Source organism: Ruegeria sp. G5 (assembly GCF_056533365.1).
The window spans coordinates 270,530-295,201 of record NZ_JBQFOK010000001.1 but is presented as its reverse complement, the minus strand read 5'-3'; the positions used below and the strand labels follow the sequence as shown (position 1 = coordinate 295,201).

The window sequence follows — 24,672 nt, the reverse complement described above, 5'->3', positions numbered from 1 at the left end:
GGATATTTTTGGCCAGATGAAGAGCGGATCAGATGCAGCGGCCACCATCGACCTCCAACGCTGTGCCTGTGATCATGCTGGCCTCGTCCGAGCACAGGAAGCACGCGGCGTTGGCCATGTCCTGAGGTGTCGAGAAACGGCCCAGTGGGATGGTCGACAGGAACTTGGCCCGGATTTCTGGCGTGTCTTCCCCCATGAAAGATTTCAGCAGGGGCGTTTCGCCTGCCACCGGGCAAATGGCATTTACGCGAACACCGGATGGCGCCAGTTCGACGGCCATCGTCTTGGTCGCGGTGATCATCCAGCCTTTGGAGGCATTGTACCAGTTCAGGTTCGGGCGTGGCGATAAACCGGCAGTTGAAGCCACGTTCAGAATTGCCCCACGCCCCCTTGCTTTCATTTGCGGAACAAAGGCGCGGGCCGTCAGATAGACGGATTTCATATTCACATTGAACACGCGGTCAAAATCCTCAGGGCTCACGTCCTCTAGCGGAGCGGGCAAGTGGGTGACGCCCGCGTTGTTGACCAGAATATCCAGCTGACCAAACGCATCATAGGCGGCATCAGCCATTGTCTGAACAGACGTTTCATTGCCCACATCGACCTGTTGTGCTGTCGCTGCTGACCCGAGTTGTTTGGCCATATCCAGTGCCGCATCACCATTGATATCGGCGACCATCACCCGCGCCCCTTCTTCGAGGAACTTTTGCACGATCCCGGCCCCGAACCCGGACGCACCGCCGGTTACGATCGCCGATTTTCCCTCTAGCCTCATAGTTTTGCCTCCCCATCACCTGACGAAAGTAAAGTAGCAAGGCGTAGGAAACTTGCTAGGTCAATCTTCGGATACCCGGCCGCGCAGCGCTTTGACGTCAGAGCGCGCCTTTTTCGCGGCCAACCGTCGTTTGACCGATCCATACGTAGGTTTAGTGGCGATACGTCGTTTGGGTTTGACCAATGCACGCGTGATCAGTTCGGCCAAGCGCGCGCGGGCAATTTCCCTGTTACGCGCCTGCGAACGGGTCTCTTCGCACTGGATGATGATTGCGCCGTCCTTGGTCCAGCGTCGTCCGGCCAAGCGCTTTAGACGGTTTTTGACCGGGTCAGGCAGCGAGGGCGAGCGCGCCGCTTCAAACCGCAGTTCAACCGCAGTCGAAACCTTGTTGACGTTCTGACCGCCGGGACCGGAGGAGCGGACAAAGCTTTCGGTCATTTCCCAGTCTTGCAGGGCAATTTCGTCGTTGATGCGCAACATGACGTGGACCTTACAGGGGCCTTGCGGAAACAAAAAGGGCCGCCCCGGTGGGACGGCCCTTCGAAAGTTCAGGAGGTCGGGTCGGTTAGATCAATCGACCAGCCGGGGCGTGCGCCCCACCAAGGGCTGCCCTAGCAGGCGATCCCCCCGGTTGTTCCGACACCTCTCTCCAATCTCTTTCTTGACACTGGATCACCTCCTTTTCTATTTGTTGCGGTTGATAAGGATGGTGACACAAGATGCGCCATTCTCAAAGCACTTTTTTAAGCCGGTTGCGCAGTCAACCGCGCAACGATCACTTTGAACGGGATCAGCGCAATCAGCGCCAGCGACAGTTTCACCAACCAGTCGGCAAAAGCCAGCGTCACCCAAAGCGGGGCCATTGGGCCGGACAGCATGAACGGAACAGGTTCCCACGCCCAGTTGATTGCGGCGTCGGCGTTGGCCCCGAACAACGTGACCGAAGCTGAAAAGGCGAGGGTAAAGAAGATCGCTGTATCCAGCGCCGAGCCAATGATGGTCGAGACCAGCGGCGCGCGCCACCAACGACCACCACGCATGGCGTTGAACACGGTCACATCTGTGAGTTGGGCAATCAGGAAGGCCGTACCGGATGCAACAGCGATCCGCAGCGGCACCGCCGCATAGGTAAACCCATCGCCTTGCAGCATGATCTGACTGCCAATCAGCGAACAGATGATGCCGGTGACAAAACCTGCGAAAACGACCTTGCGGGCACTGGCCGCCCCGTAAACGCGGTTCATGATGTCAGTGACCAGGAAGGCCAGCGGATAGGTGAAAGCACCCCAGGTCAACAGCCCGTCAAAGATCAGGAACTGGACCAGAATATTCGAGGCCACAACAATGGAGGCCATGGCAATAATGCCGGGTAAAAAGCTGCGTTGCATGTTTTGATGCCCGTTTTGACAAGGTAGCGGCGACTTGGCCCCGGGCGCATCCCAAGGCAAGCCGTGCGTTTAGACCTTTGGCCTTGCCCTGTCAATCAGGCAGCAGATATTCCACCAATTCGGTTCGTTGCAGCGCCAGAAAATTATCGTCCGAGATCATGGTCGCTCGCAATCTCTGTTGGTCATCGCGCCAGATTGACAGCCCTTCGAGGTTGTCATGCGTGCCCGTGCGGGATTCAAACAGAACTTCTTCGTTTGTGGGTAAATCCCCGTCGATCCGCCAACGCCGCAGACGAGACCGGAAACCGGTCCAGCCCAGCGCCCGCTCGAGCACATAGAACCTGCCATCCGGGCCGAAATCGGCGGACACGGGCAGGAACTTACCGCGTTGTGGCAACACGAAGGGTGTCGACCATGACCGCCCGTCCCAGCGATAGACCGGGATGTCGCCCTGCTGGGTGCGGCTTTTCTCGGTCAGGGTGTAAAGCCGCTGTTGATCGTCAATTGCCAACGCTTCGAACGAACCGTTCAGGTTTAGCCCGTTGAACGCACGGGGCCGTGGCAGAGGGCGCGCAGCCGACTGAGGCGTTTCATAATAAGCCACACGGTGCACACCCTCGAACGAGATGAAAAAGCTGCCGTCAGGTTTGACCGCGATCCCTTCTGAATCGCCTGAAACACCCGGTAAAGTCGCACCCGTGGTGGACAGGACTGGCCAATGGCCGACAACCCGGACGCTTGTGATGGTATCCCCCTCACGGTCAATCTCGGCTTGAGCCAAATGGGCACGATCGCTGAGCACCAGCATTTTGCTGCCATCTTCTGACAGATGCAGCGCCGAAAAGCCGCCGAACCATTCTGCGTCATTTCGCCAGACAAAGCTGCCCAGCTGCGCGGCAGTTTTGACCTCGACAGCCGAAACAGCAGTGGCAAGCATAGACGCCGCGGTTAGTTGGATTGCAAGACTGCGGCGCATTGCTGGGGTAGATCAGCCAATCGATACTCGCGACGTTTCTTGGGCGGCGGCGCGTTTGGATCCGGTGGCGGAGGGTTCAGGATGTTGTTCACCCATTCCTGCGCCTGCGCGCATCCATCACCCTTTGGGGGCGGGTCTTGATTAACGCATCCTTTGGACCCGCGCGGACAGTTCAGCCGGACATGAAAGTGGTAGTGATGCCCCCACCAGGGTCGAATTTTGCGCAAGTAGGCTCGATTACCCTTCTCATCCTTGCACATCTGTACCTTCGCGCCCGGAAAGACAAAAATGCGGGCAACGCGTTTGTCTTTGGCAGCGGCTTTCAGAACTTCGTGGTGTTGCTTGGTCCAGTTGCCGTTAACGAAGGCCCCGTTGGAACGTCGCAGTGAAATCGACGATAAGTTTTCGCGTGCCTTGCGGCTGAGACGCATATTGTCGCCCGGCAGCATCCAGACATCGATATCCAGCCCCAGTTGATGGCTACGGTGGCCCGACGTCATCGGCCCGCCCCTAGGTTGGCTGATATCGCCTATATAAAGCCCGTTCCACCCTGGCTGCCTGGCCGCTACCGCACTGAGATCCTTGACGAAATCAATTGCGTCAGGATGACCCCAGTTGCGATTGCGGGAAAGTCGCATCGCCTGCCAGGTCGGTCCCGTTTCGGGCAATTGTACCGATCCCGCCGCACATCCGCGCGAATAACTGCCGAAAGCGGCCGGTCTCTGCTGTGAACTTTGCTTTTGCGCCCCGAACAACTGCTTGGCCAGAGGCTGCGCCCCTGCCATACCTGAGAATGCAATCGCGGCGATTATTGCCAAAAAACGTAGTAAAATCATCTGCTCTGATCCCCTTCCGGTTTCACCCAGCGCATCAGGAATAGGCCCAGAATAAACAATGCGATGATCGGTGACACCCCTAAGCGCGCGCTGCCTGTCGCTGTCGTCACGATCCCGATCATTAAGGGCGCCACGAAAGCCGTGGCGCGGCCGGACAATCCATAAAGCCCAAAGCTTTCGACAGGTGCCTTGGGATCGGTGTGCCGTACCATAAGCGACCGGCTGGCGGATTGAAGGATCCCCCCCATCCCACCAATCAAAACGCCGCATCCAAAGAACACCATATCCGGCAATCCGGACCCCTGCGGCAGGCTGATGCCGTAAATCTGCGTACGGTCCATCGAAACCACTGTGATACAGACGAAGATCAGCACCCAGATCGCGACAAGAATAACCGGTTTAGGGCCGTATTTCTTATCGGCCTTCCCCCCGACCCATGCAAAAACAGCCGAGGCAAGAACGCTGACAATACCGAACACGCCGATCTTGATCAGCCCCCATTCCAACACCAGCCGGGCATATACGCCGCCAAAACTGTACAACCCGTTCAGCGCGTCCCGGTAGAACATGGACGAGCCTAGATAGGTCGCCAGGCTGACCCGGTGACGCAGATCCGTGATGGATTTCTTCAACAAGTGCAAAGCTTCGGTGAGCGAGCCGGTTTTGCTGCTGTCAGGGTCATCGCGCACCCACAGGAAATACGGCACCATGAACAGAATGAACCAACCGGCAGTAAACGGGCCAACAAACCGCGTGCCCTGCTGTTGTGCCGGATCCAGCCCAAAGGCAGGCTCGATCCCGATTAGAGTCCGGCCGTTCGGCTGTTCCACGAACAAGGCCAGCATTATGGCCAGGGAAAGCAGCCCACCGAAATAGCCAAAGGCGAAACCAGAGCCCGATATCTCACCAACTTCATCATCATCGCCCAATTCCGGTAATTGCGAGTTTATGAAGATCAGCGCGTATTCTGCGCCCACAAATCCCAGACCAAAGGCCGACAACATGAGCCACATGTTCGAACCATCTGGCATTGTAAACCACAACGCGGCAGAGCCCACTGCATACATGACCGAAAACGCAAAAATCCAAGGAATGCGCCGCCCGGTCACATCTGCCATCGCGCCCAGAAACGGGGCCCCGAACGCGATGATCAGACCGGTGATGGTCAGGCAATTGGCCCAAACGGTTTGCGCGCGTGCAGCCGCTGCCTGCGCATCCAGCCCTGTGCCTGAGAAATACCCGGCAGCAACCCCCGCAAAGTAGGGACCAAAGACAAAGGTGACCAACAAGCTGTGATAAGGTTGGCTGGCCCAGTCAAAAAACCACCAGCCCCAAATGCGCCTGCGCCTGGAAATCTCTGCCATGACTGCCCCTGTTTTGTTGCTTTTATAAGACGGGGCTTTGGATCAATTCGCAAGCGCAGAGTTCGCTACACTTGCTCTTTGCCGTTGCGGCGCTTACCTCTCAGCCAACACAAGAACGGAGAGCCCATGCTGTCGCTGATCCAAATCCTCCTGCTGATCCTGGACATTGTCTGGTTCATCATTCTGGCCCATGTGATCATGAGCTGGCTGATCAACTTTCAGGTGCTCAATCTGCACCAGCAGTTGGTCGCACAAATCTGGTACGGCCTGAACCGTATACTCGAGCCTATCTACGGCCCGATCCGCCGCGTGTTGCCTAACATGGGCGGGCTGGATTTGACCCCTTTGGTCGTGCTGGTCGGCGTCTACGCGCTGCGGATTATCCTTATCAACAATATGGTCTATTTCGTCTGACCTCTTGTTCACTGAATCTTAGTATGTGATTGTCCTGTCTTAAGAGCAGATAAACCTTAAAACAGGGCAACCCCCACATGTTCGACGCCGCGCCTTTGCTGCGAGATGTCTTTGGATTCGACGACTTCCGCCCGGGACAGGAGGAAATCGTCGATGCCGTGACGTCTGGTGAAAATGTGCTGGCGATCATGCCCACTGGCGGCGGCAAATCCCTTTGCTATCAACTCCCTGCCCTGCTGAGGGACGGCGTCACAGTAGTGATTTCACCCCTGATCGCCCTGATGCGAGATCAGGTTCGCGGCTTGCAAGAAGCAGGCGTCGAAGCCGGGGCCCTGACCTCGGGCAATACCCCTGAAGAAACAGATGCGGTGTGGGAGGCGTTGGAGGCTGGGCGGCTCAAGCTGCTTTACATGGCACCCGAACGTCTGGCGGCGGGGTCCGCTTTGGGCATGTTGCGTCGGATCAACGTCAGTCTGATTGCCGTGGACGAAGCACACTGCGTCAGCCAGTGGGGCCACGACTTCCGCCCCGACTACCTGCGGATCGGCGAACTACGGCGCGCGCTGAACGTACCTCTGGCCGCCTTCACCGCCACTGCGGATGCGGAAACGCAGGACGAGATTGTCGAGAAACTGTTCGACGGCACCGCGCCGCGCAAGTTTCTGCGCGGGTTTGATCGACCCAATATTCACCTGGCCTTTGCCGCCAAGGATGGACCGCGCAAACAGATCTTGGACTTTGCCGCCGCCCGCAAAGGCCAATCGGGCATCGTCTATTGTGGCACCCGAAACAAAACCGAAGTGCTGGCGCAAGCCTTAACTGCCGATGGCCATACAGCCTGTCATTATCACGGGGGTATGGATCCCGAAGACCGCCGCATCGTTGAAACCCGCTTTGCCCGTGAAGACGGTCTGATCGTGGTGGCGACCGTTGCGTTTGGCATGGGGATCGACAAGCCGGATATCCGGTGGGTCGCTCATGCGGACCTGCCCAAGTCCATCGAAGCCTATTACCAGGAGATCGGCCGCGCAGGACGGGACGGAGGCCCGGCTGAAACTCTGACACTATTTGGCCCGGACGACATTCGGCTGCGGCGGTCACAGATAGATGAAGGGCTGGCGCCATCCGAACGTCGCATGGCCGATCATGCCCGCTTGAACGCCCTATTGGGACTTGCCGAAGCCTTGAAATGCCGCCGAAAAACCCTGCTGGGATACTTCGGTGAACAGGCAGATCCTTGCGGCAAATGCGATCTGTGCGACACCCCGCCCGAAGTGTTCGATGGCACAACCCCGGTTCGTATGGCCTTGTCCGCGATCCTGCGCACCGAAGAATGGTTTGGGGCAGGTCATCTGATCGACATTCTGCTGGCCAATGAAACAGACAAGATCCGTGCGCGCCGACATGATGCGCTGTCGACCTACGGCGTTGGCAAAGACTGGTCGCGCCCTCAATGGCAGGCGATCTTTAGACAAATGATGGGCCACGACCTTGTGCGCCCCGACCCTGATCGCCACGGTGCGTTGCGCATGACCGAAGCCGCCAAGCCCATCCTCAAAGGTGAGGCACAGATTGACCTGCGCAAAGACACGATCCGCAAGGCAACACGACGCCCCGCGGTCAAGGCCATGGTCTCTGATGAGGACGCGCCGTTGCTATCGGCGCTCAAGGCCAAGCGCCGCGCATTGGCCGAAGCTGCCCGTGTTCCGGCCTATGTTATCTTTCCCGACCGAACTCTGATCGAAATGGCCGAAAAGCGCCCGATGACGCTGGACGATATGGCGCGTGTCGGGGGCGTGGGCTCGAAAAAGCTGGAACGGTATGGCGACACGTTCCTTGAGGTGATTGCCGGCGAGGCTGCCGCCATCCACCCTGCACGGCGTAAATTGGCCGGACGCGAACAGGGCGATATCTACGATCAATTGCTGTCGATCCAGAACGATCTTGCAAGGGGCCCGGATGGGATTGACAAGCCGCTGACCTGCTCGGCCTCTCAGTTGGCCAAAGTCGCGCAACTGCGCCCAGACGATCCGCGTGGTATGGAGCAGGTTCTGGGCGATCGGCGTCACGAAAGGTTTGGAGCTGCATTTCTGGACGTGCTGCGTCAGGCGGGCTAGATACGCCTCATCAGGCAAGGAACGAGGGCGGATATGCTGGTAGTGATTTCCCCGGCCAAACGGCTGGATTGGGTCGAGCGCGATGTTGCGGTCACACAACCCGATTTTCAGGATGATGCAATCCGACTATCGAAAACCGCCCGTAATCTGACCCTCGGCGATCTGAAAAAGCTGATGGACCTGAGCGATGATCTGGCCCGGCTGAACCGCGACCGTTATCGCGCCTTTTCCGATGCTCCCGACGCGGAAATGACCCGCCCAGCCGCGCTGGCCTTTGCGGGTGATACATATCAAGGGTTGGAAGCCGCCACTCTGGACACCGAGGGAATGACGTGGGCCCAGGATCATCTGCGTATTTTATCCGGTCTTTACGGCGTGCTCCGCCCGTTGGACGCGATTCAACCCTATCGCCTTGAAATGGGCAGCAAACTGAAAACGCGGCGCGGCAAGAACCTTTATGAGTATTGGCGCGATCAGCTCAGCAAGGCGTTGAACGCGCAAGGTGCCGAGATCGGCTCGGATGTGCTGATTAATTGCGCCAGCCAAGAGTATTTCGGCGCGGTCGATCCCAAAGCCCTTAAGTTGCGCGTCATCACTCCGGTGTTCATGGAAGACAAAGCAGGGACACCCAAGATCGTCAGTTTCTTTGCCAAAAAGGCCCGTGGCGCAATGGCGCGTTATGTTATTCAACACCGCCTGACCGACCCCGCAGGGTTGTTGGATTTTGATACGGGTGGCTATGCTTACCGTGCGGATCTGTCGTCCGAGGACAAACCGGTTTTCGTCCGTCCCTATCAGGCCTGATCCTTCATCGACACGTCGAAGGCAACCAGCTCAATCGTGTTGCCTTCGGGGTCTTCGGTGAAAATACCGCGCCAACCTACCCATCCGAATTGCTCCACGCGATAGGGCTGGTCGAGGTGATCGAACCATTGCATCACGGCCTCTTGTTCGTGAAAGGGCAGCGAAAGAGCAAAATGATGCAACGAAGACCCAGACCCCGTCGCTGGTTGGGTGTTTCCACTCGGATGCAATCCCGGCCGGGGGGCAGCGGAATGATGAAAGAGAGCCAGAACCTGCGTGTGGCCACCGAATCCGGGCGCGATGCGGAAAAAGGTGATCGCGCTGTTATGGTCTCCCGAAAGGCGCTCTAACCCGATCACATCTTCATAGAACCGTACCATTGCGTTCATATCTGCGCAGCGTATGGCAATCTCGCCCAGCGCGCGCGGTTGAAATCCACGGGTTTCTGACATGATGTCAGACTAGTTTGGTTCCCCTTCCTCGACAATCAGGTGCTGCGCGCCGTCCGGATGGTAAGTTCGGATCATCTGATGGATTTTCAGCTTTTGCAGCGGCTTGGTCAGATAGTGATCCAGACCCGCTGCCAGAATACCTTGATCATCACCGGCCATTGCGTGCGCGGTAAGTGCCACGATCGGAACATGGCGGTCCGTTCCAACCTCGCGTCGTCTTATTTCTGCAGTCGCTTGTTTGCCGTCCATCTTGGGCATTGAGATATCCATGAAGACAAGATCAGGCTCAAACTCGGAACAGGCTTCGACAGCTTCGGTGCCGTTTGCAACAAAGCGCAGGTCCAGATTCAGATCCTTAACCATTTTTTGCAGGATCAACTGGTTGGTTCTGTTGTCCTCCGCCGCAAGAACACGCATCAGACGTTGACCTGTTTCACCCATTGCAAAGACAGGTTTCGTGGTCTTTCGGGCAACCTTTGATCCCGCATGTTGCCCCAACGCCGTTAAGCGAGCGTAGAGCTCGACCCTTGGTATCGGTTTCTGCAAAACGCCTTCGATTAAGTCGCGGGCCGGGTTTGCGTGGATCAAGCCGGGATTGGCTGACATCAACACCACCGGCAAGTCCGGCCACCCGCGATCCTTCAGAGTAGACACAAATTCCAATCCATCCATGTCCGGCAGGTCGTGGTCGCACAACACAAGATCTATGCTGTCGTCCACAGCGGCCAAGGCCTCACCCCCTGTAGCGCAAACCGTGACGCGCGACCCCAGCAGGTCAAGCTGTTTGGCCAGAATTGCTCGGTTGACCGCCAGCCCTTCGACGACCAGGACATGATACAGACGGTCGGCCAGATCAGGCGGTTCTGGCTGCGGCCCTGCAACTGTTGGCAAAGTTACGCGAAACCCAAAGCATGACCCCTTGCCGGGATCGCTTTCCGCCCAGATCGTACCCCCCATCAGCGTGATGAGACGTTTGGTGATGGCCAGTCCTAAGCCAGTCCCCTCGAACTGGCGATTGCGCTCATCCTCAACCTGATTGAATTCGCCGAAAATATGCTCGATTTTCTCGGCTTCGATGCCGATGCCTGTGTCTTCGATCGCAACGTGGATGTCACAGGTCTGTTGTTCGGCATTCGGCACACCGGTCACGCGCACCAATACATGCCCATCCGCCGTGAATTTGACCGCGTTGCCCACCAGATTGGTCAGGACCTGCCGGACGCGACCCGGATCACCCACAAATAGCGTCGGCAGGAATAGGTCATAATCCACCAACAGTGTCAGGCCTTTGTCCCGCACACTGGGCTGCAGCAGCATCGAGACCTCAAGAATACAGCGTTCAAAATCAAACTGTTCGGGATGGAGAACCAGCCTATCCGCTTCGATCTTGGAGTAATCCAAGACGTCGTTGATGATGACCAGCAGTGCCTCCCCCGAGTTTCGGATCGTGTTCAGGTACAGGCGCTGTTCATCATCCAACGGGGTTTCCGTCAGCAATTCGGTCATCCCAACAATGCCATTCATCGGCGTTCTGATTTCATGGCTCATGTTGGCCAGAAAGGCCGATTTCGCGCGATTGGCGGCCTCGGCCCGTTCGCGGGCCGAGCGCAGCTCGGCCTCATGCTGCACTGATGCGGATATATTCAGCGCAAGGCTGACCACGTCTCCGCCATTGCCGCGCTGGTCGATGAGTTTGATGTAGTGCCCGTTCCAAAGACGCACGACCTCGGCTTCCGGATTGGCCTGCATCCAACGGTTCAACATGCGCGTTGACCAATCCGCAGCTGTTTCGGCGCCCAAGTCAACCAACCCCTCCGAAGTCAGGACTGCTAGCAGACGTTCATATGAAATTCCCGGCGCGACTTCGTCCAGACCTTCAAACACGCTGAGATACGCTGCATTGGCGCCGATCAGACAATTGTTTTCATCGAAGAACGCAAAACCGTCGTGGAATGTCTGGATCGAATGCCAAAGGCGGCGTTCGGCAACTTCGATCTGAGCATTCGCGCGGGTCAGGTCAGATTTGACCTTTTCGTTTTCATCCCGAACGGTTTCGACCTCGGCCTGCGTTTCGCCGATCCGCTTGGTCAACGCCATCGCGTGCAGACCCAGTTTACGATTGGCTGCCGACAGCTCGGCCTGTTTCATCTCAAGCAAACGTTCGGCCGCCAGCCGCGCGCGTCGTTCCTGTGCCAGTTTTGTTGCAAGACTCATCATCGGTGATCCCGGCCATGTTCTTGCTCAGCATCACCCCAGAGCATGAAGAACTGTTTAAACCGTTGCCTGACGTCCCGCTGCCATGGCAAACTTCGCCTCGGATCGGAGGCCACCCATGACCCGAAAAACCTGTCTGTCGTCCGCCCTTTTTCTGATTTTTGGCGCACAAGTCGCCAGTGCCGCCTGCGCAACAGACCCGCAAATTGATCGGTTTGTACAAGATTACCTGACCAATACCCCGACAGTCGCCCTGTCAGCCAACGGCACCATGCAAGACGCGCTATGTTCCCAAGCCAAGCTTGTCACCTCGTTAGAGCCGCATTTGGGCCCGGTCATCGGCTATAAGGCCGGCTTAACCAGCACACCCGCGCAAGAGCGATTCGGCGCGACCGAACCAGTTCAAGGCGTTTTGTTCCGGGACATGATGTTGGAAGACGGCGCATCCGTCCCAACGACTTGGGGAGCTCGTCCAGTGTTCGAGGCCGATTTGATCCTGGTCGTCGCAGATGAGGCCATCAATCAGGCGACCACCCCACTGGAGGTTATGCAGAACATCGCAGCCATTCACCCCTTCATCGAACTGCCCGATCTTACCCTTTCAAACGAAGAACCGATTACGCCTGTGACCCTGACCGCCATTGGCGTCGCGCCTAAACTCGGCGTGTTAGGCCCTGAAATCGAGGTCACAGATGCGGTGGAAATGACGAAAGCGCTGGCAGATATGACCGTTACCCTGCAGGATGCAACTGGCGAAGTTCTGGCCCAGGCACCGGGAACTGCTGTGCTTGGACATCCCGCAAACGCAGCCCTGTGGCTGGCATCAACCGGGATCGAGTTTCAGCCCGGCGACCTGATCTCAGTCGGTTCTTTCGGGCCACTTTTCCCACCAGCCAAGGCAAAAGGGCAGGCGTCCGCCACCTATCAGGGTTTGCCGGGTGATCCTTCGGTCAGCGTTGTGTTTGAATAATCAGCGCCGCCCTTCGCGCAACCAGCCGCCCACCAGAAATCCGCCAGCCAACAACAGGACCAGCCACGGTGGCAGCAGCCCTGCCTGCGTGACGTCCCGCGTTTCATAGGCGTTGCGCGGGGTCAAGCCGATCCAACCACGTCCCGAAGCCGGTCGTCCTTCACGCACGTTGCGGATTGAGGGCAAGCCGTCTTCTATCCGGATCGCACCACCGCGTAGGGTCGCCAGGATCGGATCAAGCACCTCGGACGTGCTGATCGTGCGCTCAAACTCTTTTGGTGCGGCCGGACCAAGGCCGATAACTGCAGAGTACTCACCCTCTTGCAGTCGGTAGAGCCCGATCTCAGGTCCATAATACTGCGCCTCAAAACGACCCGGAGTCACCTCTTCCAGAGGTATCTCAAGTGTTTCGCCATTGGGTCGGGTCACGGTGACTGGTCCAACTTCATCCTCAAGCGTTTGCCGAATGATGCGCATGGATTGACCGTTCGCTTCGGCCCAAAGCGCCTCTTCTTCCAGTTCTGGCTCTTTCATCATCCAATGGGCAAGACGACGCAGCAACTCAAGCTGCGGTCCGCCCCCTTCAAAGCCGCGGCTCCATAGCCACGCATGATCCGAGGCCAGCATTGCAACACGGCCCTCACCCACGCGATCCAGAACCAACAGCGGACGATCGTCGACACCGGTCATCAACAGTTCTCCCGAGCGTTGGTTTACGTCAATCTGACGCAACCATGCGCCCCATTGCTCGGGGTTGCCCAGATTGGTCGTCACTGGGTGGCGTTGACCCAAATCCGTAACCGAAGGGACAAAACGTTCTTCGATGACCCGCGCGGTCGGTTGCGCCGGCAAAATCGGTCCCAATGGAGATCGCGAGATACTGTCGGCTGTCGCAAAATCAGGACCCGCGGCAACAAGAACTGCCCCGCCGTCGTTGATGTAGTTGTTGACGTTGTCCAGATAGATCGCGGGCAGAATGCCCCGACGCTTGTAGCGGTCGAAGATGATCAGGTCGAAATCGTTGATCTTCTCGAGAAACAGCTCGCGTGTCGGGAATGCGATCAGCGACAGCTCGTCGACCGGGACGCCATCCTGTTTTTCTGGCGGGCGCAGAATGGTGAAATGCACCAGATCAACCGAGCTGTCCGATTTCAGTAGGTTGCGCCAAGTCCGGCCACCGGGATGGGGCTCTCCGGACACCAACAGAACACGCAGCCGGTCACGCACCCCGTTCATCTGGATCAGCGCCGTGTTGTTCCGGTCAGTCAATTCACCTTCGGCCTGTGGGACGGTGAATTGCAGCACGTTCCTGCCGCCGTGGGGCAGAGTGATCGGAAGCTCAACGTCCACGCCGATCGGGATTGTGTATTCATCCGGTTCGGCACCGTCGACTGAAATTTCAAGCGGCGCGGTCACGGCCCCAGCGGGGGCAGCGCCGCTGTCTTCGACCCTCAATGTCAGCGTGACGGGTTCACCAATGATGGCAAAGGCCGGTGCGTTGCGCACAATAAGCCTGCGGTCCCAATCGGATGTACGACCTGTCTGCAACAGGTGCATCGGCGCAGGCAGGTCGGGTGCCTGATCGGCGTCGTGTACGATCCCGTCTGACAGAACCAGAACCCCGGCAATGCGCGCGCGGGGTTCCTCGGCCAGCGCTTCGTTCAGCGCTGCCATGATTTGCGTCCCCTGATCGCCGTCGCCATCGCCAACCTTAATGCGTCGAAGTTCGGTGTTGTCGCGGGATTCAATCTCGGCGGCCAGATCCTCGGCAGCGCGGGCGGTCTGATCCGCCCGGTCCGATAGCGTCTGGCTGGCGCTTTCATCCTCGATCATCAAGACGATATCTGTCAGCGGCGCGCGGTCCTCGACCTGATAGACAGGGCCGGACAGCGCTGCAATTACCACAAGCGCTGCAAGGCCACGCAAAGCCCAGCCGGACAACCCGCGCCAAAGCGCCAAGACCACACCTGCCATCGCAACCAAGGCGACAATCACCAGCACCTGCCACGGGATCAGCGGATCAAAGATAACGGTTCCGGTCATTGTCCCAACCTGTCCAATAGTGCAGGCACATGGACCTGATCAGATTTGTAATTCCCGGTCAGCACATGCATCACCAGATTGACACCAAATCGGTTTGCCAGCTCGCGCTGACGTTCCCCGGCATAGCCACGACCAACCGGCAACAAAGCTTGACCATTGCGATCAACAGCCCACGCCCCGGCCCAGTCGTTTCCACCGATAACAACCGGCGTCACGTTGTCATTGAGGTTGCGGAACGGCATCCCTTCGATTTGCTCGGCATCCAATGGCGCAGCTTCGACCCAGACATCTGTGCCAGCATAACGGCCCGGAAAATCCTGCAGCAGGTAAAAGGCGCGCGTTAACACGTGATCGCGCGGCACAGGCTCTAACGACGGGATATTCAGCGGTGCCGCCAGCTGCTGCAATTTACGCCCATTGGGACTTGCCGCGCCAAAGCGGGCAACATCAGCGTCGCGGGTATCGAACAGGATCATCCCACCTGAGCGCAGATAGGCGTTCAGCTTGGAATATGCCTCGGCCGAGGGATGCGGCTGATCCGGCGTAACCGGCCAGTAGAGTAATGGGAAGAACGCCAGTTCATCACGTTCAAGATCCACCCCAAAAGGTTCTGCCGGCTCGACCGAAGTGCGATAGAACAACGTCTGCGCAAGCCCGCGCATTCCGGCGCCCGCAATGTCATCCACCTGTGCATTGCCGGTCAGAACATGCGCCAGAACAAGTTCCTGCGTCGCGTTCAGGGCAAATTCGGTATCTTCAGGCGTCTGCGCCTGTAACTCAGGGGCAATCAGCATCGCGCCCAGCGCCATCGCTGCTGCACGCGCCAAACCAAGCCGCCCTGACAAAGCCAGCGATGCGAGCACGTCGATGGTCAACAGCAGCAGAGCCAGGCTCAGCAAAATTCCCCCGATCGGAGTTTCGGTGCTGACCTCCTGCCCTTTGATTGGCACATCGGCAGGCCAAGAGACCGGAGTCAGCTCAGACTCTTCCGACAGAATATTCAGCGCCAGTTTCTGCTTGCCACTTTCGTAAAGTCCCGGTTGCAGCTCGGGCCCGATATCACCTGACACCAATGCCACCCCGTCCACGCCGGGCAGATTGCTGGCATCAGAAAGACTGCCGAACCCGTCCATCACCTGAATGGGTTCCCAGGTCGTGCCTTGCAACTGGGACTCCTGTCGAGACTTTGCAGCCGACGCGACAGCCAGCCGGTCCAACATTTCGACGAACAGACCGGACAGCGGCAAACTGGACCATTCTGCATCAGCCGTCACATGGAACAGCACAACCTGCCCCAAGCCCAGCGCCTTGCGCGTCACCAATGGCGTTCCGTCCGAAAGGGATGCAATCACGCGGTCTGCAAGGTTGGGGTCCGGTTGTGCCATCACCTGTGTCGTGACCGAGACATCCTCAGGCACTTTCAAACCGAAAAATGGAGAGTTTTCGGTAAAAGGTGCCAAACCCTTTGCTTCCCCCCAGCTCATCGCGCCACCGACTGAGCGTCCGCCACTCCGCAACCGAACGGGCAACAGTTCGTCTTCGGCATCGCGGCCCAAATCGCTGGCCGCCATTCGCGGCCCGGCAAAGCGCAACAACAGGCCGCCTTGCTCGACCCATTCGATAACGGCCTCTTGTTCGCCATCAGACAGTTTGGCCACATCGGCCAGCACAATGACATCCGGGTTCGCAGGAAGAACATCCAGCAAGCCGCCCTCGACAAAATCGGCTGTCGGGATCAGAACTTGCGTCAGGTAATGCAGCGGGGACAGCAATTCCAAACCTTCCCGGTTCAGCGTCCCCGCAATCAACGAGACCTCGCGACGGCGCAGGCTATCATCAGTCAAGGTTACGGCCCCGGCGGACCGTTGTCCCTGAATCTCAAACCGGGTGATCCGTGCCCGCAATTCGGATGGCAGAGCCAACTCGACCTGCGCGCGCGTTTCGCCACTGGCAAACTCCATCTCGGCCGATTGCAACACACGCATCGCGCCTGCCGGGTCTCGGCCCTGCGCCAAAACGGTGATCGTCTCGGCCGGGCCTGCCTCGGCTCGCTGTGCGGTAAGCTGAATGACACCGTCCTGATAGGCTGCAGGCTGAATGGCAACAACAGGTGCCTGAGATTGATAGACAGTCACATCACCCCGGCCCTGTAGCGCAGACAGAACAGCATCTTGGCGATCAAACGCCAGACGGTCGCTAAACCAATGCGTATCAAATCCGCCGTCCACCTGGTCGAGCAGCGACAGAACCTGGTCAATCTGTGCGTCAGACGGCTGCCATGGGGTGGGTGTCAATCCGGGCAACCGACCGCGCCAGTCTTCGGCGGTTTGAAAAACCGGAACTTCTGGTTCAGTGAGGCTGAGAATCGCAACGGTGCGACCCGCACGACCAGCCTCGGTCAATTGTGCATCAACCTGATCAAGGGTCGACGACCACCGTGTCGCGCCCGCCCAGCTGGCGTCCAGAACCAGCATCAGCGGCCCCGACCCGGCTTGGTCGCGAGATGGGTTCAGAACCGGTCCGGCCAATCCAATAATGATTGCCGCAGCGGCCAACATCCGCAGCAGCAGTAGCCACCAAGGGGTGCGGTCCGAAACGCTTTCCTCATCCTTCAGCCCCAACAGCAGTGTTACCGCCGGGAACAGCCGCCGGATCGGCGCGGGCGGCACAGCGCGCAGGATCAACCACAGAATTGGCAGCGTCAGAAGGCCCATCAAAATCCAGGGCGCGGTGAATCCGATGCCCGCAAGAACTGTCATACCGACCCCCGATCCAGCGCACGATAAAGCCACAACAGAGCCGCTTGTGCGCTGTCACCCGTATGGTGCAGGCCAAGCTGCCAGCCCGTTGCACGGCACAGTTGCGTCAGCGCATCCTTGCGTGCCGCAAGACGTTCTAGATAGCGGTCTCGCAACTCTCCGGCTTTGAGCGTTTCATGACGGGTCGTGCCGCCGACGCTCTCGAAAATAGTGCGCCCGCGGTAGGGGAAGCTTTCTTCTGTTGGATCAAGCACCTGTAACAGAACGCCACGCACGCCGCGGTCAGCGGCCTTGGTCAGCGCCAGCTCAACTTCGTCCATTGGACCAAGGAAATCCGAGATAAACACGGCCCGGGCATGTGGGATCATGGCCCGATGTTCAGGTGGGGCATAGTCTGTCTCTGAGTCCTCGGACCACGCTTGCGCGAGACGAACAATCTGAGCGTTACCCCGTCTTGGCGGTAAGGTGGTGCCGGTCAGGCCCACCCGCTCACCACCGCGCACCAGCAGGATGGCCGTGGACAGGCCCAACAACCGCGCCCGGTCAGCCTTGGTCGGCAGGCCCTTGTCAGATGCAAACCGCATCGACGCACCCTGATCGATCCACAGCATGACCGATTGTGCAATCTGCCATTCGCGTTCCCGCACAAATTGCTGATCGCCACGCGCCGAACGGCGATGGTCGATCATCCGGCGGCTGTCACCGATCTGCGCTGGGCGATATTGCCAGAAATCGTCACCCAATCCTGACCGCCTGCGCCCGTGATCCCCCAGCAATACCGTACCGGCCAAATGCTCGGCGCGCGCCAAAAGCGGCGGCAACCGAGACGCTTCGGCCTCGGATCTTTCACGAAGGGTCAGCGCAGCATTCACGCCGCAGCCTCGGTGCGGATCAGCCCGGCTGCGGTGGACTCGATCAGATCAGCAAGATTGTCGCCACGCGCCCGCGCCGCAAAGTTCAGCGCCATCCGGTGGCTTAGCACCGGGCGGGCCATGTCCAGAACATCCTCGGCATTGGGCGCCAGACGCCCCTGCAGCATTGCGCGCGCACGCACCGTCATCATCAGGGCCTGTGCCGCACGTGGGCCAGGGCCCCAAGCGACGGTTTCGGCCACACGTTCAGACACGCCCGCCTCGTCCGGGCGGAACGCGCGGACCAGATCAAGGATCAGTTCAACGACCGAGTCGCCCACCGGCATGCGCCGCAACAAAACCTGCGCGGCTAGTAATTCTTCTTTGGTGAAAATCTCATGCGCGTCATCTTCTTCGACGCCCGTGGTCGCCAGCAGAATGTCACGCTCGGTCTGGCGATCGGGATATTCCACGTCGATCTGCACAAGGAAGCGGTCCAACTGCGCCTCGGGCAGCGGATAGGTGCCCTCTTGTTCAATCGGGTTCTGCGTGGCCAGCACGTGAAACGGTGTGCCAAGCGAGCGATCCTCGCCCGCCACCGTCACAGTGCGTTCTTGCATCGCCTGCAGCAGCGCCGACTGCGTCCGGGGGCTGGCGCGGTTGATCTCATCCGCCATCAGCAGCTGGCAAAAGATCGGACCGGAAATGAACCGGAAGTGGCGACTGCCATCTTCGGCGGTATCCAGAACCTCGGACCCCAGAATATCGGCGGGCATCAGGTCTGGTGTGAACTGGATGCGATTGCCGTGCAGACCCATGACGGTCGACAATGTCTCGACCAGTCGCGTTTTGCCCAGACCGGGCAGACCGATCAGCAAAGCATGCCCGCCACACAACAGCGCGGTCAGCGTCAGGTCCACGACCCTCTCCTGTCCGATAAAGCGGCGGGTGATCGAGGACTTGGCCTCTTGCAGTTTGGTTTCCAGCGCTTCGATCTCGGACACGAGGTCGGCAGGTTCGGTCATGACTTTCCCTTCCGTGGACTAATATGGTTGAAGTGTATCGCGCGAAAAGGAAATGGCAAAAGTAATGAGCGGACAAAAACCTGTGACACCCTCTCCTGATGGCATTGCGGCATCAGTTCAAGCCGCGAAAACACGGGGCTTACCCCCGGTTCACCTGTGGAATCCTCCGTTTTGTGGCGATCTGGACATCCGGATCGCCAAAGATGGCACCTGGAGTTACTTAGGGTCGCCCATCAACCGGTTCGAGCTTGTGAAGCTATTTTCCTCAATTCTTAAGAAAGAAGGGGGCAAATATTACCTCGTCACCCCGGTCGAAAAGGTGGGAATCACCGTCGAAGATGCGCCGTTCGTAGCCGTGGATTTCGACGTTGAAGGATCTGGGCAGGCTCAAAAACTAACTTTCTCGACGCTTGTGGGGGACACAGCCACCGCTGGGCCGGATCATCCTATCCGGATTGTCATTGACCCGGAAACGGAGGAGCCGTCACCTTATATATTGGTGCGCGCAAACCTTGAGGCCCGGATCGACCGCAAGAGCTTTTATCGGCTGGTCGACATAGCAGAGCATGATGATGAGTGGTTCGGCATTTGGTCCTCGGGCCAGTTCTTTCCACTGATCCGGTCCCAGGATTTGCCTGATTAGGTGGGGCGGGTGCCCCGCCGATCCTGTGCCAAAATCACGGCTACAGCCACGATCGCGGCACCAAAAGCGCGGGTCCAGTTCCAGTCTTCGCCCATGACCAACATGATCAACATCACGTAAAACGGCGCAATGTTGATGTGAAACGCGGACAAGGCGACGCCAATCCGGCTTATGGACGCGATGAAAAGCACCTGGCTCAACCCCATCGCGATGAGCGAATACATCACAAGCATCCCGGCTTGGCGCATGTCAAACTGCGCGGTCGGCAAAACATCCATTCCAAACTGGGCCGCCCCAAACAGCAACAGCGCAGCCACTATCAGGCCACCGACAAAGGTAATCGTGGTGCGTCCGGTCTGACTAAGCTCTGGGAAGTCTCGCGCAGTTGCCATGCTTGCCCAGCAAAAAAGGCCTGTAGAGACAACTGCACAAATCGCGCCCAGCCCAAGCTGGGCCGGCATCAACGCACTGGTGGCAATCAGACCCCCGATGATCGACACAATCACGCCCAAGGCGAAATTCCAGCGCAACCGCCGCGTTCCCGCCGCCAGTTCCAATATAGTGGCCATCAACGGGGCGCATGAGGCAATGATGGCGACCGTCACGGGATCCGTCAGCTTCTGCGCGACGATGATCAGGAACATTCCGCCCCCAATACCAAAGCCACCGACCAGCATCGCATGCCCCCAACGGGCCCGAAGCACCCGGCTTGGACCGTCGAGCCAAAACCACAGCGGGACCATAAAAAGAACGGCCAAGCCTAACCTTGCGACCAAAAGAGCCACAGGCGGCCAGGTTTGCAGCAACACCTCTGCCGCCGGAAATCCCGCGGCCCATGTCAGCATAGAAGCAACCGCAAGGCCGTTGCCGGATAGGGCGGGACGTCGCCCAAGCGATACAGAAAGGTTATCCCCGCGCACGGGTTCAGGGCCACAAGCCATGTTGTCAGACCTACTGTTTGGACGCTGATCGGAAATAGTCTGCAGCGTTTCGGCAAAGGTTCCTGATTCGCGCCGGGCGATCTGGCCGGTTTTCGACAATCTGTCGTTTTCAGTCTCTTTTACCGCGCATTCGCTACAGCTAAGGTCCGGCAATAAGATGTCCGGGAACACCAATGCCGAAATTTGCTGCCAACATATCGCTGCTCTTTGCAGAGCTACCTTACCTCGACCGGTTTCAAGCCGCAGCCGAAGCCGGATTCCAAGCGGTCGAGATTCTATTTCCGTATGAACTGGCCGCCAAGGAAACCCGCCGGGCGCTTTTGGCAAACGGTCTTGAGCTTGTTTTGATCAATGCACCGCCGCCAAACTACACCGGCGGCACGCCAGGATACGCGGCTGTTCCGGGGGGCAAGGATCGGTTTCAATCCGACATACGGCGTGTCATGCGCTATGCCGACCTGCTGAAACCCGGGCTTATCCATATTATGTCGGGATATGCGTCCGGGCCGGATGCACTGGATGCTTTTGTCCAGAACCTGCAGTGGGCTGCTGACTTTGCGCCTCGGCAAAGTTTCACGATCGAACCCCTTAATCCCGTTTCCCAGCCCGACTACTTCCTGAACGACTACGATCTGGCCGCTGAGGTTCTGGGTCGGGTAGATCGCCCGAATGTCGGTTTGCAATATGACAGCTTTCACGCACACATGATCCACGGAGACGCGCTGGACGTCTGGAATCGCTTTCACCCTCTAGTTTCGCACGCGCAGATCGGAGCAGCCCCGGACCGATCCGAGCCCGGACGCGGTCCGACAGATTTCGCAGCCCTGTTTTCCGCGTTCGACGAAAAAGGCTATGGCGGGTGGGTTAGTGCCGAATACACGCCTTCGACGACGCAAACTTTCAACAGTTTGGGATGGATACACCTCTGATATCTGGTCTTTTCGTGAAAAATCGCGCAGATACCATCGTAACGGCCTCAAGGAAGTGTGTGATGATCCCTGCTCGCTTTTCCCGCATTGTGTTTTGCCTGATCATGTCGGGGCTGATGTCTTGCATTGTCACTGGCATTGCCACGGTCAAGGCTTTGGGGCTGGGCCCAACTACCTTTAATGACTGGATGGCGTCTTGGGGATTTTGCTGGCCCATCGCGTTTACAGTGATCTTTATCCTGGGTCCAACGGTTCACCGGCTGGTGGACTCGTTGGTGAAATCTCAGGACTGACTCGCCGCGAAATAGACCCGAGGGTTCGTGCGACCCTTAATGAGCCTCGGCCCAGTTCGCACCCTGACCCGCATCAACACTCAGCTTCACATCCAGTTTCACGGCAGGATCACACGCGCCTTCCATGACTTGCCGCGCCACGCCGACGACCTGATCAACTGCATCCTCGGCCACTTCGAACAGCAATTCGTCATGGACCTGCAACAGCATCTTTGCGGGAAGCCCGTTGATCGCCTTCGGCATTCTCACCATGGCACGTCGGATGACGTCCGCTGCCGTGCCTTGAATCGGCGCATTAATCGCCGCGCGGCGTGAGAAACCGGCATGCGGCCCCTTGGCATTGATTTCGGGCGTGTGGATTTTGCGTCCGAACAGGGTCTGCACGTATCCATTCTCCTTCGCGAAGGCGACCGTGTCGTCCATATAGGCTCTGATCCCCGGGAAACGTTCGAAATAGCGGTCAATGAAACCTTGCGCCTCAGCCCGCGGAATACGCAGGTTACGCGCCAGACCGAAACCCGAGATGCCGTAGATCACACCAAAGTTGATCGCCTTGGCCTGACGACGGATATCTGGCGTCATTTCATCCAGCGGGACATCGAACATTTCGGACGCGGTCATCGCGTGGATGTCCAATCCATCTGTGAACGCCTGTTTCAGCGCCGGAATGTCGGCGATATGGGCCAGAATCCGCAGCTCGATCTGGCTATAGTCGAGGCTGACCATCACATTGCCCGGCTCGGCGATAAACGCCTCGCGAATTCGGCGGCCTTCTTCGGTGCGCACCGGAATGTTCTGCAGATTCGGATCGGTCGAGGCCAGACGGCCGGTGTTTGCACCGGTGATCGAATAAGACGTATGCACCCGCCCCGTGTCCGGGTTGATATGGGTCTGAAGCGCATCCGTGTAGGTCGATTTTAGTTTGGAGAGCTGACGCCAGTCCAGCACCCGGCGGGGCAATTCGTGTTCGGTGGCTAGGTCTTCCAGAATGTCCGCCCCGGTCGAATACTTCCCGGTCTTGCCCTTCTTGCCGCCCTCAAGCCCCATTTTGTCGAACAGAATCTCACCCAGTTGCGCGGGTGAGCCGACATTGAAGTTCTCACCGGCCAGTTCGTGAATTTCAGCCTCTAACCCGGCCATTTTCTGCGCAAACGCGTTGGACATACGGGACAGCACATCGCGGTCGACCTTGATGCCGTGCATCTCCATTTCTTTGAGGACCGGTACCAGAGGACGCTCCAGCGTTTCATAAACCGTCGTCACCTGAACCTGATGCAGTTGCGGTTTGAACAGCTTCCACAGACGCAGCGTTATATCCGCATCCTCGGCCGCATAAGCGGTGGCCTCATCAATCGGCACTTTGTCAAAGGTGATCGCCGATTTGCCCGAGCCCAGCAGGGGTTTGATCGGAATGGGCGTATGACTCAGATAACGTTCCGACAGGGTATCCATGCCATGCCCATGCTCACCGCCATGCATCGCGTAGGACATCAGCATCGTGTCATCGATAGGGGTAACACTCACACCATAACGCGCGAAAATCTTGGCGTCGTATTTCATGTTCTGCCCAATTTTCAGGATCGACGGGTCCTCAAGCAGCGGTTTCAGCAGCGTTAGAGCCTCATTCAGTGGCATCTGTCCCTCGGCCAGCGCGTCTGAGCCAAACAGATCATCCGCCGCACCATCGCGGTGGGTCAGCGGGATGTAACAGGCTTCACCGGCCTCAACGCACAGCGAGATACCAACCAGATCAGCGATCATCTCATTCAGGCCGGTGGTTTCAGTATCGACCGCGACCCAGCCCCGTTCGTACGCCTGATCGATCCATTTTTGCAGCGCCCCTGCGTCCCGCACGCATTCGTATTTCGAGGCATCAAAGGGCAGCGCCTCGGCCTCTTCCACCTCAGCGACCGGCGCGGGCGCGTCGGCAATCACCGGCGCCTCGGCCCCCAGCTTGTCCGCAATGCGTTTGGTGAGGGTGCGGAACTCCATATCCGCCAGAAAACCCAGCAGGGTTTCGGCGTCGGGGTCTTTCACCTCAAGATCGTCCAGCGTGAAATCCAGCGGAGTGTTTTCGTCCAGTTGCACCAGCTTTTTCGACAGCTCAATCTGGTCGCGCTTTTCGATCAGGGTCTGGCGGCGTTTGGGCTGTTTGATCTCTTCGGCGCGGTCCAGCAGCGTTTCCAGATCGCCATATTCGTTGATCAGCAAAGCCGCCGTCTTGACCCCGATGCCCGGAGCCCCCGGAACATTGTCCACCGAATCCCCGGCCAGCGCCTGCACATCGACCACGCGTTCGGGGCCGACCCCGAATTTCTCGAACACCCCATCCCGGTCGATGCGCTTGTTCTTCATTGCGTCCAGCATCTCAACGCCGTCGCCCACCAACTGCATCAGGTCCTTGTCCGAGCTGACGATGGTCACCCGCCCCCCGGCCTTGCGCGCCTGAACGGCCAGCGTGGCGATGATGTCGTCGGCCTCGTACCCCTCCAACTCTTTGCAGGCGATATTGAAGGCGCGCGTTGCCTCGCGGGTCAGGGGCATCTGCGGGCGCAGGTCTTCGGGCATCGCCTCGCGGTTGGCTTTATAAAGGTCATACAGGTCATTGCGGAACGTATGCGAGCCCTTGTCAAAGATCACCGCAACATGGGTCGGCGCATCGGGCCCAGCGTTCCCCTCAACATATTTCTGCAACATGTTGCAAAAGCCCGAGACCGCACCAATCGGCAAGCCATCCGATTTGCGGGTCAATGGGGGCAGCGCGTGATAGGCCCTGAAAATAAAGGCCGATCCGTCGATCAGATGCAGGTGACACCCTTTTCCGAAATTGCTCATGCGCGCTCTCCCTGTCGGTCAGGGATGGTTCTGCCACAGGGCC

Annotated in this window: 21 protein-coding genes; 7 read left to right on the top strand and 14 right to left on the bottom strand. The window is 58.4% G+C overall.

What is annotated here, in order from left to right; translation table 11 throughout:
- Positions 1-28 precede the first annotated feature (28 nt).
- From ACR0BD_RS01415 to ACR0BD_RS01390, 6 genes are all read right to left on the bottom strand, one after another.
- Positions 29-775: an SDR family oxidoreductase gene (locus tag ACR0BD_RS01415; protein ID WP_480828456.1), complete on the bottom strand. Its 747-nt coding sequence runs from the start codon at positions 773-775 to the stop codon at positions 29-31.
- Between the two features lie 60 nt (positions 776-835).
- Positions 836-1,255 (bottom strand): alternative ribosome rescue aminoacyl-tRNA hydrolase ArfB, encoded by a 420-nt coding sequence (gene arfB, locus ACR0BD_RS01410; RefSeq protein WP_480828454.1) that lies wholly within the window; start codon positions 1,253-1,255, stop codon positions 836-838.
- Positions 1,256-1,518: 263 nt separating this feature from the next.
- Positions 1,519-2,163 carry a queuosine precursor transporter gene (locus tag ACR0BD_RS01405; protein ID WP_480695729.1) on the bottom strand — a complete coding sequence of 215 codons (645 nt, stop codon included), beginning with the start codon at positions 2,161-2,163 and terminating at the stop codon, positions 1,519-1,521.
- 91 nt (positions 2,164-2,254) lie between these two features.
- The gene (locus ACR0BD_RS01400) at positions 2,255-3,139 is read right to left on the bottom strand and encodes an esterase-like activity of phytase family protein (RefSeq protein ID WP_480828453.1); all 885 of its coding nucleotides are present in this window, start codon (positions 3,137-3,139) and stop codon (positions 2,255-2,257) included.
- The gene (gene mepA, locus ACR0BD_RS01395) at positions 3,112-3,975 is read right to left on the bottom strand and encodes a penicillin-insensitive murein endopeptidase (RefSeq protein ID WP_480828452.1); all 864 of its coding nucleotides are present in this window, start codon (positions 3,973-3,975) and stop codon (positions 3,112-3,114) included. Before mepA ends, ACR0BD_RS01400 begins: the two co-directional genes overlap by 28 nt.
- Entirely contained in the window at positions 3,972-5,339 is a 1,368-nt protein-coding gene (locus ACR0BD_RS01390) for an MFS transporter (RefSeq protein ID WP_480828450.1), read from the bottom strand. Before ACR0BD_RS01390 ends, mepA begins: the two co-directional genes overlap by 4 nt.
- A 126-nt stretch (positions 5,340-5,465) precedes the next feature.
- Here ACR0BD_RS01390 and ACR0BD_RS01385 point away from each other — a divergent pair, with 126 nt between their 5' ends.
- From ACR0BD_RS01385 to yaaA, 3 genes are all read left to right on the top strand, one after another.
- Complete coding sequence (locus ACR0BD_RS01385) at positions 5,466-5,753, top strand: YggT family protein (RefSeq protein ID WP_171123085.1); 288 nt, start codon at positions 5,466-5,468, stop codon at positions 5,751-5,753.
- 77 nt (positions 5,754-5,830) lie between these two features.
- Positions 5,831-7,870, top strand: a complete 2,040-nt coding sequence (gene recQ / locus ACR0BD_RS01380) for a DNA helicase RecQ (RefSeq protein ID WP_480828449.1) — start codon at positions 5,831-5,833, stop codon at positions 7,868-7,870.
- Positions 7,871-7,903: 33 nt separating this feature from the next.
- Positions 7,904-8,674 (top strand): peroxide stress protein YaaA, encoded by a 771-nt coding sequence (gene yaaA, locus ACR0BD_RS01375; RefSeq protein ID WP_480828448.1) that lies wholly within the window; start codon positions 7,904-7,906, stop codon positions 8,672-8,674.
- Here yaaA and ACR0BD_RS01370 read toward each other — a convergent pair.
- Together ACR0BD_RS01370 and ACR0BD_RS01365 are read right to left on the bottom strand one after the other, a co-directional pair.
- Entirely contained in the window at positions 8,665-9,126 is a 462-nt protein-coding gene (locus tag ACR0BD_RS01370) for a VOC family protein (protein WP_480695741.1), read from the bottom strand. The genes yaaA and ACR0BD_RS01370 overlap by 10 nt on opposite strands.
- A gap of 9 nt (positions 9,127-9,135) precedes the next feature.
- Entirely contained in the window at positions 9,136-11,340 is a 2,205-nt protein-coding gene (locus ACR0BD_RS01365; RefSeq protein ID WP_480828447.1) for a response regulator, read from the bottom strand.
- Between the two features lie 118 nt (positions 11,341-11,458).
- Here ACR0BD_RS01365 and ACR0BD_RS01360 point away from each other — a divergent pair, with 118 nt between their 5' ends.
- Entirely contained in the window at positions 11,459-12,310 is an 852-nt protein-coding gene (locus ACR0BD_RS01360; RefSeq protein ID WP_480828446.1) for a 2-keto-4-pentenoate hydratase, read from the top strand.
- Here the strand turns inward: ACR0BD_RS01360 and ACR0BD_RS01355 are convergent, their stop codons facing one another.
- From ACR0BD_RS01355 to ACR0BD_RS01340, 4 genes are read right to left on the bottom strand one after another with little or no spacing between them, the layout of a single operon-like run.
- Entirely contained in the window at positions 12,311-14,353 is a 2,043-nt protein-coding gene (locus tag ACR0BD_RS01355; RefSeq protein WP_480828444.1) for a hypothetical protein, read from the bottom strand. It lies immediately after the preceding gene.
- Positions 14,350-17,112, bottom strand: a complete 2,763-nt coding sequence (locus ACR0BD_RS01350) for a DUF4159 domain-containing protein (RefSeq protein WP_480828442.1) — start codon at positions 17,110-17,112, stop codon at positions 14,350-14,352. Before ACR0BD_RS01350 ends, ACR0BD_RS01355 begins: the two co-directional genes overlap by 4 nt.
- A complete protein-coding gene (locus tag ACR0BD_RS01345; protein ID WP_480695749.1) occupies positions 17,109-17,984 on the bottom strand; it encodes a DUF58 domain-containing protein in 876 nt (291 codons plus the stop codon). Before ACR0BD_RS01345 ends, ACR0BD_RS01350 begins: the two co-directional genes overlap by 4 nt.
- Positions 17,981-18,988 (bottom strand): AAA family ATPase, encoded by a 1,008-nt coding sequence (locus ACR0BD_RS01340; RefSeq protein WP_480695751.1) that lies wholly within the window; start codon positions 18,986-18,988, stop codon positions 17,981-17,983. The genes ACR0BD_RS01345 and ACR0BD_RS01340 overlap by 4 nt, the downstream gene beginning before the upstream one ends.
- Positions 18,989-19,052: 64 nt before the next feature.
- Between ACR0BD_RS01340 and ACR0BD_RS01335 the strand changes: the two genes are divergently transcribed.
- Positions 19,053-19,631, top strand: a complete 579-nt coding sequence (locus ACR0BD_RS01335; RefSeq protein WP_480695753.1) for a DUF1285 domain-containing protein — start codon at positions 19,053-19,055, stop codon at positions 19,629-19,631.
- Here the strand turns inward: ACR0BD_RS01335 and ACR0BD_RS01330 are convergent.
- The gene (locus ACR0BD_RS01330; RefSeq protein WP_480828440.1) at positions 19,628-20,743 is read right to left on the bottom strand and encodes a DMT family transporter; all 1,116 of its coding nucleotides are present in this window, start codon (positions 20,741-20,743) and stop codon (positions 19,628-19,630) included. The genes ACR0BD_RS01335 and ACR0BD_RS01330 overlap by 4 nt on opposite strands.
- Positions 20,744-20,745: 2 nt before the next feature.
- On the opposite strand from ACR0BD_RS01330, the gene ACR0BD_RS01325 reads away from it, so the two are divergent.
- Both ACR0BD_RS01325 and ACR0BD_RS01320 read left to right on the top strand, forming a co-directional pair.
- Positions 20,746-21,501 carry a hydroxypyruvate isomerase family protein gene (locus tag ACR0BD_RS01325; RefSeq protein ID WP_480828438.1) on the top strand — a complete coding sequence of 252 codons (756 nt, stop codon included), beginning with the start codon at positions 20,746-20,748 and terminating at the stop codon, positions 21,499-21,501.
- A 62-nt stretch (positions 21,502-21,563) separates the two neighbouring features.
- Positions 21,564-21,794, top strand: a complete 231-nt coding sequence (locus ACR0BD_RS01320) for a DUF2798 domain-containing protein (RefSeq protein WP_480695758.1) — start codon at positions 21,564-21,566, stop codon at positions 21,792-21,794.
- Positions 21,795-21,830: 36 nt separating this feature from the next.
- Here ACR0BD_RS01320 and polA read toward each other — a convergent pair whose 3' ends face one another.
- Entirely contained in the window at positions 21,831-24,629 is a 2,799-nt protein-coding gene (polA, locus tag ACR0BD_RS01315) for a DNA polymerase I (protein ID WP_480828437.1), read from the bottom strand.
- Between the last annotated feature and the right edge of the window lie 43 nt (positions 24,630-24,672).